This window comes from Candidatus Brocadiia bacterium (assembly GCA_041658285.1).
Taxonomy (GTDB): Bacteria; Planctomycetota; MHYJ01; order JACQXL01; family JACQXL01; genus JBBAAP01.
Genome location: JBBAAP010000001.1, coordinates 140,376 through 155,124 on the forward strand (window position 1 = coordinate 140,376; position 14,749 = coordinate 155,124).

15 protein-coding genes are annotated in these 14,749 nt (G+C 50.1%); 12 read left to right on the forward strand and 3 right to left on the reverse strand.

All coding sequences use genetic code 11. The annotated features are described in order from the left end of the window. The first annotated feature begins 10 nt into the window (after window positions 1-10). The gene (nikR, locus tag WC980_00630; protein MFA5793562.1) at window positions 11-427 is read left to right on the forward strand and encodes a nickel-responsive transcriptional regulator NikR; all 417 of its coding nucleotides are present in this window, start codon (window positions 11-13) and stop codon (window positions 425-427) included. A 105-nt stretch (window positions 428-532) separates the two neighbouring features. After that, window positions 533-1,252 (forward strand): sulfite exporter TauE/SafE family protein, encoded by a 720-nt coding sequence (locus WC980_00635; protein MFA5793563.1) that lies wholly within the window; start codon window positions 533-535, stop codon window positions 1,250-1,252. Between the two features lie 322 nt (window positions 1,253-1,574). Here WC980_00635 and WC980_00640 read toward each other — a convergent pair whose 3' ends face one another. Continuing rightward, the gene (locus tag WC980_00640; protein MFA5793564.1) at window positions 1,575-1,829 is read right to left on the reverse strand and encodes a helix-turn-helix domain-containing protein; all 255 of its coding nucleotides are present in this window, start codon (window positions 1,827-1,829) and stop codon (window positions 1,575-1,577) included. A gap of 190 nt (window positions 1,830-2,019) precedes the next feature. On the opposite strand from WC980_00640, the gene topA reads away from it, so the two are divergent. After that, window positions 2,020-4,221: a type I DNA topoisomerase gene (gene topA, locus WC980_00645; protein MFA5793565.1), complete on the forward strand. Its 2,202-nt coding sequence runs from the start codon at window positions 2,020-2,022 to the stop codon at window positions 4,219-4,221. Window positions 4,222-4,312: 91 nt separating this feature from the next. Here the strand turns inward: topA and amrS are convergent, their stop codons facing one another. Further along, window positions 4,313-5,299: an AmmeMemoRadiSam system radical SAM enzyme gene (gene amrS, locus WC980_00650; protein MFA5793566.1), complete on the reverse strand. Its 987-nt coding sequence runs from the start codon at window positions 5,297-5,299 to the stop codon at window positions 4,313-4,315. A gap of 70 nt (window positions 5,300-5,369) precedes the next feature. Then, the gene (locus WC980_00655) at window positions 5,370-6,338 is read right to left on the reverse strand and encodes a polyprenyl synthetase family protein (GenBank protein ID MFA5793567.1); all 969 of its coding nucleotides are present in this window, start codon (window positions 6,336-6,338) and stop codon (window positions 5,370-5,372) included. A gap of 78 nt (window positions 6,339-6,416) precedes the next feature. Here WC980_00655 and WC980_00660 point away from each other — a divergent pair, with 78 nt between their 5' ends. The 9 genes from WC980_00660 (at window position 6,417) to pheS (ending at window position 14,722) form a co-directional block, all read left to right on the forward strand. After that, window positions 6,417-7,112 carry an ABC transporter permease gene (locus WC980_00660; GenBank protein MFA5793568.1) on the forward strand — a complete coding sequence of 232 codons (696 nt, stop codon included), beginning with the start codon at window positions 6,417-6,419 and terminating at the stop codon, window positions 7,110-7,112. Between the two features lie 113 nt (window positions 7,113-7,225). Then, window positions 7,226-8,335, forward strand: a complete 1,110-nt coding sequence (locus WC980_00665) for an ABC transporter ATP-binding protein (GenBank protein MFA5793569.1) — start codon at window positions 7,226-7,228, stop codon at window positions 8,333-8,335. 131 nt (window positions 8,336-8,466) lie between these two features. Then, window positions 8,467-9,708, forward strand: a complete 1,242-nt coding sequence (locus WC980_00670; GenBank protein ID MFA5793570.1) for a 2-hydroxyacyl-CoA dehydratase family protein — start codon at window positions 8,467-8,469, stop codon at window positions 9,706-9,708. Window positions 9,709-9,714: 6 nt separating this feature from the next. Continuing rightward, the gene (locus tag WC980_00675; GenBank protein MFA5793571.1) at window positions 9,715-10,581 is read left to right on the forward strand and encodes an acyl-CoA dehydratase activase; all 867 of its coding nucleotides are present in this window, start codon (window positions 9,715-9,717) and stop codon (window positions 10,579-10,581) included. Between the two features lie 108 nt (window positions 10,582-10,689). Beyond that, on the forward strand, window positions 10,690-12,444 hold the full coding sequence (gene thrS / locus WC980_00680; protein MFA5793572.1) for a threonine--tRNA ligase: 1,755 nt from the start codon (window positions 10,690-10,692) through the stop codon (window positions 12,442-12,444). An 84-nt stretch (window positions 12,445-12,528) separates the two neighbouring features. Then, a complete protein-coding gene (gene infC, locus WC980_00685; GenBank protein MFA5793573.1) occupies window positions 12,529-13,020 on the forward strand; it encodes a translation initiation factor IF-3 in 492 nt (163 codons plus the stop codon). A 26-nt stretch (window positions 13,021-13,046) separates the two neighbouring features. Next, complete coding sequence (rpmI, locus tag WC980_00690) at window positions 13,047-13,241, forward strand: 50S ribosomal protein L35 (protein MFA5793574.1); 195 nt, start codon at window positions 13,047-13,049, stop codon at window positions 13,239-13,241. A gap of 32 nt (window positions 13,242-13,273) precedes the next feature. Beyond that, complete coding sequence (rplT, locus tag WC980_00695) at window positions 13,274-13,618, forward strand: 50S ribosomal protein L20 (protein MFA5793575.1); 345 nt, start codon at window positions 13,274-13,276, stop codon at window positions 13,616-13,618. A gap of 66 nt (window positions 13,619-13,684) precedes the next feature. Further along, window positions 13,685-14,722 (forward strand): phenylalanine--tRNA ligase subunit alpha, encoded by a 1,038-nt coding sequence (pheS, locus tag WC980_00700; GenBank protein ID MFA5793576.1) that lies wholly within the window; start codon window positions 13,685-13,687, stop codon window positions 14,720-14,722. Window positions 14,723-14,749 lie beyond the last annotated feature (27 nt).

The following is a 14,749-nucleotide window of genomic DNA, read 5'->3' on the forward strand; positions in this document are numbered from 1 at the left end:
GGAAAGAGTTATGACAGAACTGGTTCGTTTCGGGGTATCGCTGGAAAAGGAACTGCTGGATGAGCTCGACCGCTTCGTCCGGGCCGGCGGTTTCGCCAACCGCTCCCAAGGACTGCGCAGTTTAATCCGGGAAAAGCTGGTTAAACAAGAATGGCTTAAGGGCAAAGAAGTGGCCGGCACCATCACTCTGGTCTATGACCACCACCGGCGCGAGCTGGTCAAAAAGCTTATCTCCGTCCAGCACGACTTCCACGACGCCATAGTCTCCACCCAGCACATTCACCTGGACCATAGCAACTGCCTGGAAATCGTGGTGGTCAAGGGCAAGCCCAGCCAGGCGCAGGAATTATTGCAGGCGTTAAAGGCCACCAAAGGAGTCAAGCACTGCGCCATATCCATGGCCACCACCGGGCACAAGATACCGTAATATTTTGTAATATGCAATTTGCAATATGGAATTTATCATTGAGTAACACGATTCTAAAATGGGTGCCATCGAGGCGCGAAGATAATAAACTTAAAGAAGGATAGTATGATAAACCAAGCACTCATAACTTTATGCGGTACGGCTGCGGTTATCGGGTTCACCCATACCCTGATAGGCCCGGACCACTATCTTCCTTTCATCATGCTCGGCAAGGCCAATAAGTGGACCCTGTCAAAAACCGTCGTTATAACCATATTATGCGGCATCGGACACGTGCTGTCATCCATCGTTTTAGGCGCCATCGGCGTCGGCTTCGGCATCGCCGTCAATAAACTGGTAAATATCGAATCGGTCAGGGGTGAAATAGCGTTTTACCTGCTGACCGGATTCGGACTGGCCTATAGTATCTGGGGCATACGCTATGCCCTGCGACACAGGCAACACGAACATAGGCACGCCCATGACCAGGAACATCAACCCCATGACCACAGCCATTCTCATCTCAGCGGCCATTCACATCTGCACCAGGGCAACCCCACCACCATCTGGACGCTTTTCATCATCTTTGTCCTGGGGCCTTGCGAACCACTGATTCCTTTAGTCATGTACCCGGCCATTATGCATAACTGGTACGGCGTAACAGCCGTGGCCATCGTATTCGGGATAATAACCATAACCACCATGACCTCCATAGTCTGGCTGGCTTATCGCGGAATAGAAAAAGTATCCCCGGCCAGGACAAACTGGCTGGAAAAATGGTCTCACGCGTTAGCCGGCATTGCTATTGCCTCATCCGGACTGGTCATAAAATTATTCGGGCTATAAAAATCCGTATACTGTGAGGTATAGTTAGGTAGGGTTGGAGGTATAGATAAGTAGGGTTGGGGGTATAGATAGGTAGGGTTGGAGGTATAGGTGGGTACGGTGTGTGGTTGGGGGGATGCCACCCCTTTACCCCGTTAGAGATTATATCCCTAAAATAGCATATTGTCATAACTTGTTATTATTTAGATAGATAGACAAAATCTCTAACGGGGCGAGGGCCAGATTTGAGCACGATTCCAGTCGGGAAGTGGTAAAAAACACTACTTTTACTGGTTATTTTTTACCCCTTTTAACCCCATTTTTTACCCGTTCAGCGACTGAGTTACTTTTTCATCCGGACCAGATATTCATCCAATCCCACCTTCCGATAAAGAGATATCCACATCTTTACGGACTGATAAGTAACATTTAACATTGTACTGATTTGCTTAAATGTATAACCTTCATTAGATAACCAAATAGACTGAAGTCGTTTGCGTTTCCGGCCCTGCCCTTTCAGCGCCATCGCCTGCAGCTTCCAACTGATTCTCTTGCGCTCATCATCGGTCAGCGTGATAAATGTATGAGGAAAAGGCATAAAAGTAAATCCAAATTTCTAAATAACAAATTACAAGGTTTAATTAACCACTCATTCGCTATGCTCAGTGTAAACAAAAATATAAAGAACTCAAAAGAAAGAAGTAAATTTTACTTTGTGTCTTTGTGGCGATAAACCAAAGAATTCTTGACAAGGACTTTACCAAGTATATAGTTCGGGCTGTTATTTTATGGCAAAAGATAAAAAAAAACCTAAGGCAAAGTCCAAGGTCAAAGCGGCTAAAAAAAAGAAGCCGGTAAAACTCCTTGAGCCGGTTATTGCCGCCGAACAGCCGATGGACGAGCCGGTAAAGAAGAAGTCCGGCTTCAAGGCGCGCGAGCAAAAGCCATTTGTGCCGGACAAGGCGCCCGATGATATCGCCGAGCGGTCGCTGGTCATCGTCGAGTCCCCTGCCAAGTCCAAAACTATCGGCAAGATTCTGGGTAACAAGTTCTTCGTCTCCTCCTGTTACGGCCATATCCGCGACCTGCCGTCCAATAAATTAGGGCTGGATATCGAAAACGACTTCGCGGCTAAATACGAAATTATCCCCAAGCAGGTCCGCAACGTCAGCGCCCTGAAAAAGATGGCCAAAAAGGCCCGGGCCGTTTATATCGCCTCCGATCCGGACCGCGAGGGAGAGGCCATCGCCTGGCACCTGACCCAGGCGCTGGAACTGCCCGATGCTAAGACCTGGCGGGTCAGCTTTGACGAAATAACGGCTGACGCCATTAACCGCGCATTCGAACACCCGACCAAACTGGCTATGGACAAGGTTAACGCCCAGCAGGCGCGCCGGTTCCTGGACCGGGTGGTCGGCTATAAGCTTTCACCGCTCCTCTGGAAAAAGATAGCCCGGGGCCTGAGCGCCGGCCGGGTCCAGTCCGTAGCGGTCAAGCTTATCGTGGCGCGAGAAAAGGAAATCAAGGGTTTCATCCCTCAGGAATACTGGAAGTTCCTGGGCGCTTTTACGCCACCCTTAAAGCCAGCCGATGTCTTCGAGGCATCGCTGGTCAAGCTGGAGAACGAGCGGCTGGTCAGCCCGGCCGAGGACAATAACGGCATCTGGCTGGGCAATGAAACAGAATCAACCAAACTAATCGATGCGCTTAAAACTGCTAAATTCACCGTGGTTGCCGTCACCGAAAAGGAAACGACCCAGTCGCCACCCCCGCCGTTCATCACCAGCACCCTGCAACAGCAGGCCTTTAACCAGCTGGGATTCACCACCAAGAAAACCATGTTCGTGGCCCAGCAATTATACGAAGGCGTGGACCTGCCCGAAGGCCCAACCGGCTTGATTACATATATGAGGACCGATTCGGTCCGGATAAACGAGAACTCCATCCAGCAATGCCGTAATTATATCACCACCAAATACGGCGCGGACTACCTCAATCCCGAGGTGCGCCGTTATAAATCCGGCAAGTCGGCCCAGGAGGCGCACGAAGCCATCCGCCCGGCATATCCGGAAAAATCGCCGGACGACCTCAGTCAATACCTGACCCCGGACCAGTTCAAGCTTTATAACCTTATCTGGAAACGCTGCATCGCCACCCAGATGGCCGCGCCCCAATGGAAATCCACTTCTGTCGAGATTAACAGCGCTATCGTCTCCGGCCTGGAACTGGAACTATTGCGCCGAGATAAGGAAGTCATCACCAAAGTTAAATCAAACATCAGTAAGGCGATATTCACGGCCAGCGCCCGGAAGCTGCTATTCAAGGGATATCTGACGCTCTATTCGCCCGAGGAACAGGTCCTGCTGGCCCTCAAGGAGAATGACCAGTTGAATCTGGCCGGCGTTACTCCGACCAGGGTGTTCACCCTGCCACCGCCGCGCTACACCGAAGCATCGCTGGTCAAGGCGCTGGAAAAATACGGCATCGGCCGGCCATCCACCTACTCACCGATTATCTCCACCATCCAGGCCCGCGGCTACGTCTACCGCCCGCGCCGGAGCCGGCAGATGTACGCCACCGAACTGGGCATACTGGTCACGGACAAGCTCCAGAAATACTTCGACGACGTAATGAACACCGGATTCACGGCCGGGATGGAAGAGGACCTGGACAAGATAGAAGAAGCCAAGGCGGAATGGCTCAAGGTGCTCAAGGACTTTTACGGGCTATTCAGCAAAGACCTGGCGCACGCCGAGCAGTTGATGGAAAAGGAAAAAGGCGGCCCGGCCCCGGACGGTTCCAATTGCGAAAAGTGCGGCAACCCTATGATTATCCGCTGGAGCCGGCACGGACGGTTCATCGCCTGCTCCGGATTCCCCAAATGCCGCAACGTCAAACCCATCCAGACCGCTCCCCCGCCCGAACCGGTCCAGCCAGCCGAACCCGAAAAGGAAGAACTGGCCAAGGATACCGGAGAGGCAGAGGAATAAATTTCAGATTCCAAATTACGGATTGCAAATTCCGGATTCCCAGGATTCCATCCAATATCACCAAAAACTTCGCGCCATTTGCGGTGAATAATTACATTATAATGTTATTCTCCGCGCCGCAGGTTGAGCACTTACCTTCAGGCGTTAGCGCCAATATCTTGGTCAGGTAACCACGGCGGTTTATCAGACGGGCCTGGCAGTTATGGCAAATCGTATCGTTGCCGTGTTCCAGCACCACGTTGCCCATATAAACAAACCAAAGATGCTTGCGGGCTATCTCGTATGCCTTAATAAGGGTTGCCGCCGGTGTGGGCGGGTTATTCAGATGATAGGCCGGATAATAAGCCGAGAAATGGAGCGGCGTATCCTGCCCCAGGTTTTCGGCTATCCAACGGCTGAGTTCTTCAAACTGGTCCAAAGCGTCATTTTCCCCCGGAATAACCAGGTTGGTGATTTCCAAGTGCACGCTTTTATTAGCGGTCTTCAATGTGGCCAGAACCGGCTCCAACTTTGCCTGGCAGAGCTTGCGGTAGAAATCAGGCCGGATGCTCTTGAGGTCTATGTTCATAGCATCAATATAAGGCAGTATTTCAGCCAGCGGTTCGGGGTTGACATACCCGTTGGTTACCAGCACGTTCTTGATGCCTTTGGTATGCGCCAACATTGCCGTTTCCAGGACAAACTCATACCAGATAAAAGGCTCATTATATGTATAGGCAATGGCCGGGGATTTGTATTTCTGGGTGGTATCCACGGCTTCTTCGGATTTAAGCTCCTCGGTCTCGGCATCCTCGTGGGAAATAGACCAGTTCTGGCAGAACTGGCAGCCCAGGTTACAACCAACAGTTCCGAATGACATTATCTGGGTCGCCGGGTAGAAATGATAGAGCGGTTTTTTCTCTATCGGGTCGAGGTTGGTGGAAGCAACCCGCTCATAATTAACCGAATACAAAATACCGTTTATGTTGCGCCGCTGGCGACAGATACCGGCCCGCTCCGGTCCGATAACACAGTTGTGCGGGCAGAGCCGGCATTGGATTTTATCGCCCTGAACAGTGTAATATAACGCTTCTTTCATTTAGCTTCCTTTCCCGCTACGGCGGGAAACACAACGCAATGCGGCATTATACCATTAGGTATATTATACTTTAAGGTTTTATCTGCTCAGAAAGATACATCAAAGCTTCTTTATAGACGGATTTCCTGAACGGTTTTAAGGCCAGCTGTGCGTGCCTGATGAAATACTTGATGTAGTTCCGGGTATAATCCAGCGCCCGGCTGTTTTCCAATAGCTTGTGCAGTTGCTTGCGGTTCTGAGGAAGGTGGCAACTATCCTGTGAGATAAGCGACATCAGCCGTTTCCTTTTATCATCGGACGCGGTTTCAAGCATCCGGATGACGGGCAAGGTAATCTTGCCTTTGGACAGATCGGTTCCGGCTGATTTATCGGGCTGGTGGTCAATATTAACTATATCCAGATAATCATCCATAATCTGGTAAGCAATGCCGAAGTTCTCGCCATAGTTGCGGGCGGCTATAAGGTAATCCTTATTCCCGGTATATAAAGATGCCCCCAGATAACTGGCCGCGGAAAACAGGGAAGCCGTCTTCTGGCGGATAATCTGGAAGTAATCGGTCTCAGCCAGGTCGAAGTGGAATCTTTTATGCATATGGCGCAATTCGCCCAGACACATCTGGGACGAAACGGATGAAAGCAGTTTCAGAACACCCTGGGCGTCAATATCACTGCAACCGACAAACGCCTGCGAGAATAGGTAATCGCCGAACAACACGGCCATCTCATTGCCGTATCCGGCATTGAAGGTCGGCACATTGCGCCTGAGCCGAGCGTCATCCAGGACATCATCGTGAATCAGCGTAGCATTGTGGATTAATTCTATGACCACCGCCACGTTCAGCTGGCTGTCTTTAAGAGCACGGTTAGGAGCGATGGCCTTGGCAATAAGCATTAACAGAAGCGGCCTGAGACGTTTGCCTTTCAGCGCTTCCAGGTGCGAGGATAACCCGGTGGGCGACCAGTTAAGCATCCGGTAAAATTGCTCCTCAAACCGAATCAGCTCCGGCTTGAGCAAGCGATTAATCCTGTTGATTTCCATAGCCCACACCTTATTTAGTTAATCCGCTAACGTCAAGATTTTTATTGACATCTATTGCCGAACCAATAATATGCCTGAATGGAATTGATTTACCAGGGCATTAAAGAAGCGTTCCTGCTGATACTCAAAGGCGATTCGGAAATAATCGGCATAACCATCCTGTCTATTATTGTCTCCGGCTCGGCCACTTTGATATCCATGTTCATCGGTGTGCCGCTCGGCGCCGTAATCGGCCTGAGCCGCTTCCGCCTAAAGAAGTTCATATTCAGCCTTATCAATACCGGAATGGGCCTGCCGCCGGTGGTGGTCGGACTGTTCGTGGTGCTGTTCCTGTGGCGGTCCGGCCCGCTCGGATTCATCAACCTGCTCTATACGCCCTACGCTATGGTCATCGCCCAGGTGATTATCGCCACCCCTATCGTCATGGGGCTATCAGCCGCGGCCATACAGCAACTGCCGGAAAAGCTCAAGCTCCAGACGCTGACCTTGGGCGCCAATTATTGCCAGATGCTCTGGATAATGATAAAAGAGGCGCGCCTGCCGATACTGGCCGCGATTATGGCCGGGTTCGGCGGTGTCATCTCCGAGGTCGGCGCGGTGATGATGGTCGGCGGAAATATCAAAGGCCAAACACGCGTCCTGACCACAGCCACGGTTATGGAAACCCGGATGGGCCACCTCGAAATAGCCATCGCGTTAGGAATTATCTTATTGGTTATTGCTTTTGTGATAAATTATATATTAACCCGCATACAACAAAGCTCTAAATCCTAATATCTAAATATGAAACAAATTACAAATACCAAATGCAGCAAACTTCAGTTTAGAAAATTAGAAATTAGGATTTGTTTAGTATTTCGGATTTAGAATTTCGGATTTTAGCGATTATGGATTCGTTAATGACATTAAAGGATATCAGGCTGGATTACGGCCGGTTCCGGCTTGATGTTCCGGAACTGGAAATAATAAAGGGCCAGCGGCTCTGCCTTATCGGCGCCAACGGCGCCGGCAAAAGCACCCTACTCAAGATAATCGGACTGCTGGAAAGTCCGGGCCAGGGCCGGATATACTTAAACGGCAATGAATTATCCTCCGGCGAAATGCCTAAACTGCGCGGCCGGATAACGCTGGTCTTCAACGAACCGGTGCTCTACCGCGGCACGGCTAAGGATAACCTGATGGTCGGGCTAAACCTGCGCCGGGTATCCGGCAAGGAATCCGCCGAACGTATCGATGAGGCGCTGGCTATGTTCGGCATCAGCCATCTCAAAGAACAGCCGGCTAAGACCCTTTCCAGCGGCGAGAAACAACGGCTCAACCTGGCCCGGGCACTAGTCATAAAACCGGAATTACTATTGCTTGACGAGCCCAGCCTGTCGCTTGACGCACCAACCCGGGAAAAGCTGTTTTACGACCTGCAGCAGGTTTTGGATAACCTCAAGATAACCACAGTCCTGGTTACCCAGCTCCGAGATGAGGCGCTGGGATTTGCCCAGCGGTTGGGGGTGATATTGGACGGTAAAATCATCCAGACCGGACTGCCCCAGGAAATATTCAACTCCCCTGTCAACCAGCAGGTGGCTGAGTTTGTCGGGATGAACACAGTAATCGACGGCAAAATCGAGTCTACCTCAGATGGGGTTTCTCTTGTCAAAGTAAAAGGTAATAATATCATACGCGTTCAGTGCGCTCAACCCATAAAGCAAAGCGAAGATGTCATCCTGGGCATCCGGCCCGAAGAGGTCCTGTTGATGGCGCAGGATATGGACAGCCATCAGCTCAGCGCGCGGAATAAATTCCGGGCTAAGGTTATTCAGGTGACACCCAAAGAAGGACAATATAAAGTATCCATCGAGTGTTCAGATAGTAGTAATCAAGAAGGATTTATGCTCAACAGCCTGGTAACCTCGTCCGCCCTGAAAGATTTAGGCATAGAATCGGGCAAAATAGTAATAGCCGTGTTTAAGGCAAACGCGGTGCATATAATTAGGAGATGAAAGAAGAGTAAGTACGAAATTCTAATCCCGAAATCCTAAACAAATTCCAATCATCAAAATTATAAACTATTTGTTTAGAATATTAAATTTTGGGAATTGTAATTTGTTTGGTATTTAGATAGGAGAATATTATGGCAGAAGAGAAGAAACAAGGGCCAAAACCGTTAGCCGCAACCAACCAGATGAAGAAAATTATGGCCGACCATTTCTACGAACTGGATAAGGCGGTCAAGGATAAATCGCGTAAGGTTGCCTGGTGCACCAGCGTCGGGCCGGCCGAAATACTCCGGGCCATGGGGTTCCTGGTCTATTTCCCTGAGAACCACGGCGCCATGCTCGGCGCCACACGGATGTCTACTGATTTTATCCCTTTTGCCAACGCCATCGGATATTCGCCGGAGATTTGCTCCTATCTGACCAGCGACGTCGGCGCCTACCTCAAGAAGCAGACACCGCTGTCCAAAGCCTACCCGGGCATAGAATCAATACCTAAGCCGGATGTGCTGGTTTATAACACCAACCAATGCCGTGATGTCTATGACTGGTTTGCCTTTTATGGCCGCGAGTTCAATGTGCCGGTCATCGGCATAAATACGCACCGCAATGTCGGCATTGTCACCGACGCCCATATCAAGAGCGTAGCCGAACAGATGAAAGCAATGCTGCCCACACTGGAAAAGATTATCGGCCATAAGCTGGACGAAAAGGAACTCAAACGCGTCGTAGCGCTCTCACTGGAATGCAGCGTGCTCTGGCGCAAGGTGCTGGAAACCGCATCCAACGTGCCCTCACCATTGAACTTCTTTGACGGCACCATCCAGATGGGCCCGGCCGTGGTCATGCGCGGCACCCAACAGGCAGTGGATTACTATAAACTCCTGCTGCCGGAACTGGAAGAACGCGCCCGGAACAAGGAAGCCGCTGTCGCGGGCGAAAAGTACCGTTTCTATTGGGATGGTATGCCGGTCTGGGGCAAATTAAGACCACTGTCCGAACTGTTTGCCAAGCTCCAGACCTGCGTAGTGGCTTCGACCTACTGCAACTCCTGGGTATTCGAGGCATTCAACCCCGACGACCCGTTCAACAGCATGGCCAAAGCTTACCTGGAGCTCTTCATCGTCCGTACGGACGAGGTCAAGGAGCAGTATATTGAACGGATGATTAACAAGTTCAAGGTCAACGGCATAATATTCCACGACTCCAAGTCCTGCCCCAACAATACCAACAGTCGCTATGGAATGCCGCAACGCCTGCAGGCGCGGTTGAAAATACCAACCGTGACCATCAGCGGCGACCTGAACGATTTAAGGTGCTATTCCGAGGAACAGACCAAGACGGCCATAGAAGCGTTCGTCGAACAAATGGGAAAATAATTGACTATGAGTTATTTCGCAGGCATAGACATAGGTTCATCAGCCATTAAGGTGGTCATCTTAGATCAGGACTCTAAAATCATCAGCAAGGGACTGCACAAATCCGGCTCAGACCTTAAAGAAGCATCCGCCAAAGCGCTTAACCAAGCGCTGGATGGAGCTAAGCTCAAGGAAGCGGATATTACCAGGTTTGCAGCCACCGGTTTCGGCCGGAGCAACTGCCCTTTCCCGAATAAAACCATCACCGAAATTTCGGCCCATGCCCGCGGGGTTTACTATTACCTCAAGAATAATGCCACGATGGTTGGCGGGTTAAAGAATAAATCACAGCCAACCATAGTCGGCTGTAACTCGTCCGCCGATTTTATATCTGCGGACTCTAACAGCCGAACTATCATAGATATCGGCGGACAGGATAACAAGATGATTCGTATAGACGCATCCGGCCGTATCCTAAACTTCCGGATGAACCGCAAATGCGCGGCCGGCACCGGCGCCTTCCTGGAAGAAATCGCCTATAAGATGGACATTCCCCTGCCAGAGCTTAACAGGCTGGCCAAACTTTCCACCAAGCCCATCGAACTGGGCAGTTACTGCACGGTATTTACGGCCACGGAGATCCTCAGCAAAATCCGCGAAGGCATCAAGAAGGAAGATATCGTCTGCGGCGTGTTCAGGTCCATCATAAAACGCATCATAGAGATGGATCCGTTGACCGATGACGTGATTCTGACCGGCGGCGTGATTGCCCATAATGATATCATCAAAGAGCTATTGTCCAAGACTCTGAACAAGGATATCCTAGTGCCGGCTGACCCGCAATTCACCGGAGCGCTTGGCGCGGCTTTATTTGGAACCACGGATAAACACTGAAAATACCTCTAAAATAAGACAAATCATGTTTACTAAACAAGTATTTTTCTTGACCTATGCCTAATTTTTCCATAATATAACCGGTCTATTATTAGGAGATATAGCTTAATGGATAAGCAAAAAGAACAACTTACTATTGACCTGGCTACCCTGCGCCATAGTACCTCGCATATTATGGCCGATGCGGTCAGGAAACTATTCCCGGCGGCCAAGCTGGCCATCGGCCCGTCCATAGAAGAAGGTTTCTACTACGATTTTGAGGTGCCGACTCCCTTCTCACCAGATGACTTGGCTAAAATAGCAAAGGAAATGTCCAGAATCATCAAGTCAAACGTCAAATTCGAGCGCATCGATGTATCGCGGGAAGAAGCCTTGAAGATGATGAAGGACGAACCCTATAAGATAGAATTAATAAACGAACTCCCGGCCGGCGAGCAGATATCGCTCTATAAACACGGCAATTTCATCGACCTGTGCCGCGGGCCGCATATCGCCTCAACCATCCAGGTCAAAGCCTACAAACTGATTTCGGCCACCGGCGCCTACTGGCGCGGTGATGAACATAACAAGATGCTCCAGCGCATCTACGGCACGGCTTTTCCGAATGAAGAAGACCTTAAGAAATACCTGGACCACCTGGAAGAAATAAAGAAACGCGACCATCGTAAGCTGGGTAAAGAACTTGACCTGTACAGTATCCAGCACGAAGACGCCGGTCCGGGGCTGGTCTACTGGCATCCTAAAGGCGCAACTATCCGTAATATCATCGAAGCCTACTGGAAAGAACAACACCGCCGGCACGGCTATGAGTTTATCTATTCACCCCACATCGCCCGGGTCGGGCTGTGGAAAACATCCGGTCACTGGAATTTCTACCGGGAAAATATGTATTCCCCTATTGATATTGAAGGCCAGGAATATATCCTAAAACCCATGAACTGTCCCGGCCACATCCTGGTTTATAAGAGTAAAGGGCGGAGCTACCGTGATCTGCCCCTGCGCTGGGCCGAACTGGGCACGGTCTACCGTTACGAACGCTCCGGCGTGATTCAGGGACTGCTCCGGGTCAGAGGATTCACTCAAGACGATGCCCATATTTTCTGCCGGCCGGAACAGATTGAGGATGAAATCCTGGGTTGCCTTGACTTCACCATTGCACTGTTAAAGGCCTTCGGCTTTACCGAATACGAGATCGAGTTGTCGGTACCCGACCCAAAACATCCGGAAAAATACGCCGGTTCGGCCGAATCATGGGCCAAGGCCGAAAGTTCTCTGGTCAAAGCGCTGGAGGCGCGCAAATTGGCATATCGCCGGATGGAAGGCGAAGCCGTATTTTACGGGCCCAAGATTGACCTCAAGATCAAAGATGCTCTGGGCCGGTCCTGGCAATGCACCACCATACAATTTGATTTCAACCTGCCCGAGCGCTTTGACATAAACTACACGGCCGACGACGGGTCCAAGCAACGGCCTTATATGGTGCATCGGGCATTGCTCGGCTCGCTGGAACGATTCTTCGGCGTCCTGATTGAACACTACGGCGGCGATTTCCCGCTCTGGCTGGCGCCGATACAGGCAATAGTCCTGCCGGTCCTACCGCCCCAGCAAAACTACGCGGCCGAAGTAGTGAAAAAGATGCTCAAGGCCGGCATCCGGGTTGAGTCGGACATGAGCAATGAACGACTTTCCCAAAAGATTCGCAATGCCACAAACCAAAAAATACCGTATATGATTATCGTCGGCGATAAGGAGGAAAAGGAAAACCTTGTCGCGGTACGCGAACGCATTAAGGGCGACCAAGGCGCCCTTAATATTGATGCTTTTATTGACAAGATTACAAAAGAAGCTGTAATACCGGACTAATTAAAAGCCACAGATTACACGGATAGTCCTGTGATTGATATTAAACAATTATAAACAGGAGGTAGAAGTATTCAGAACTTAAGAATTAACGAGCGGATCAGGATAAAAAGCATTCGTCTGATAGACGAAAACGGTGGACAGGTCGGACTGATAGCAACCGAGGAAGCTATCAAAATGGCGCATGACCGGGGGCTGGACCTGGTCGAAATCGCGCCTAATGCCGCCCCGCCGGTATGTAAGATAATGGATTACAGCAAATTCAAATACAGCCAGCATAAGAAGGAGCAAAAGGACAAGAAAAAACGCCATGAAACCAGGATAAAAGAAGTGCGCCTCAGGCCGATTACCGAGGAACACGATATCCAGGTAAAGCTTAAGCACAGCCGCGAATGGCTGACCAAGGGCGATAAGGTTCTGGCAGTGGTGGTTTTTAAGGGACGAGAAATGACCCACAGGGAGATAGGCTATAAATTACTTGAACGATTTACCACCGAACTTAAAGACATCGCCAAAGTGGAAAAAGCAGCCACTAAGGAAGGATATAAAATAACGCTGACCCTAACGCCGATTAAATAGTAATCTAACACCCATAAGGAGTATTTATGCCAAAAATGAAAACCAACAAAGCCGTTGCCAAACGTATCAAAGTTACCGGAACTGGCAAGCTCATGCGTCACCGACAGGGCAAGAGCCACCTGCTTTCATCCAAAACAGCCAAGCGCCGGCGCCATCTCAGGCAAGCAACCCTGATTACCGGCACAATGGCAAAAGGTATCAAAAGAGCCCTGCAGGGTTAAGATACAGTTAACTATTTTCAAAGGAGATAATTATGAGAGTCAAAACAGGAGTCGCCAGACATCACAGAACCAAAAGAATAATGAAACAGGCCAGCGGTTTCGACCAGGGCCGGCACCGTTTATTCCGCACCGCCAAGGAAACCCTTATCCAGGCCGGACGCGATGCTTTCTTCGGCCGGAAATTAAAGAAACGCGACTTCCGCGGCCTCTGGATAACCCGCCTTACTGCGGCATTACGCGCGGCCGGTTTCACTTACAGCAAATTCATCAATGATCTTAAAAAGTCCAAGATAGAGCTTAATCGCAAGATGCTTTCTGAGCTCGCCATCAGCGACCAGAACGCCTTTAATAAGATATTGGAGTCTGTAAAGTCATAAAGCAGGGCTGCCAGTCTGTCTTACGGCCACCCAGATAACCAACCGACTGGTGTAAGACTGACCACTATGCCAAATATAATCGAAACAGAACTTGAATCCATAAAAAACTCGGCTCTGGGCGAACTGGAGAAGCTGGCTTCCCCTGCCGAGCTGGACCAATTCGAGCATAAGTATCTCGGACGCAGCGGTTTGCTAAGAAATCTCACCCAAAAACTGGGCGAGCTGTCCAAAGACGAACGCGCCCAGGCCGGAAAAACCATCAACGAATTCCGCAACGCATTAACCATATCACTGGGAGTCAAAAAGAATACAATCCAGACCACGGGAACAAAAACCGGGCCATTGATTGATTTCAGCCTGCCCGGAGACAAAAAACCTATCGGCCACCTGCACCCCGTTTACCAAACAATGGCAGAAGTGAACAATGTATTTATCCGGCTGGGTTTTGAATCCGTTTACGGGCCGGAAATCGAAACGCCCTATTATAACTTCGACGCCCTGAATATCCCGTCAAACCATCCTTCCCGTGATTCGTTCGACACGTTCTACCTGGCTGACACTGATTATCAGTATCTCTTAAGAAGCCATACTTCGCCGGTCCAGATTCGGACTATGAAACAGCGCCAGCCGCCTTTAGCGGTAATAGCTCCGGGCAAGGTCTTCCGGCCTGATACCCCTGCCCCAAGCCGTTACCCGATGTTTCACCAAATAGAAGGACTGATGGTTGATACCGATATCAGCTTCGCGCACCTTAAAGGAGTGCTCAACTTGTTTACCAGTGAATTCTTCGGACCGGATACTAAAACCAGATTCAGGCCGTCATTTTTCCCGTTCACTGAACCCAGCGCCGAAATGGATATCTCCTGTGTCATCTGCGGCGGCAAGGGCACCGGCTGCGGGTTGTGCCGGGGTGAAGGCTGGCTGGAAATCCTCGGCTGCGGTATGGTCCATCCTAAAGTCTTTGAATATGTCGGATATGACCCGGAAAAATATACCGGATTCGCTTTCGGCATAGGTATTGACCGTCTCACGCTATTGAAATACGGCATTAACGATATCAGGTTATTTACCGAGAACCACTTAAGATTCTTAAACCAATGGTAGCCGCATATAATCTTTGTGGTAAATGAC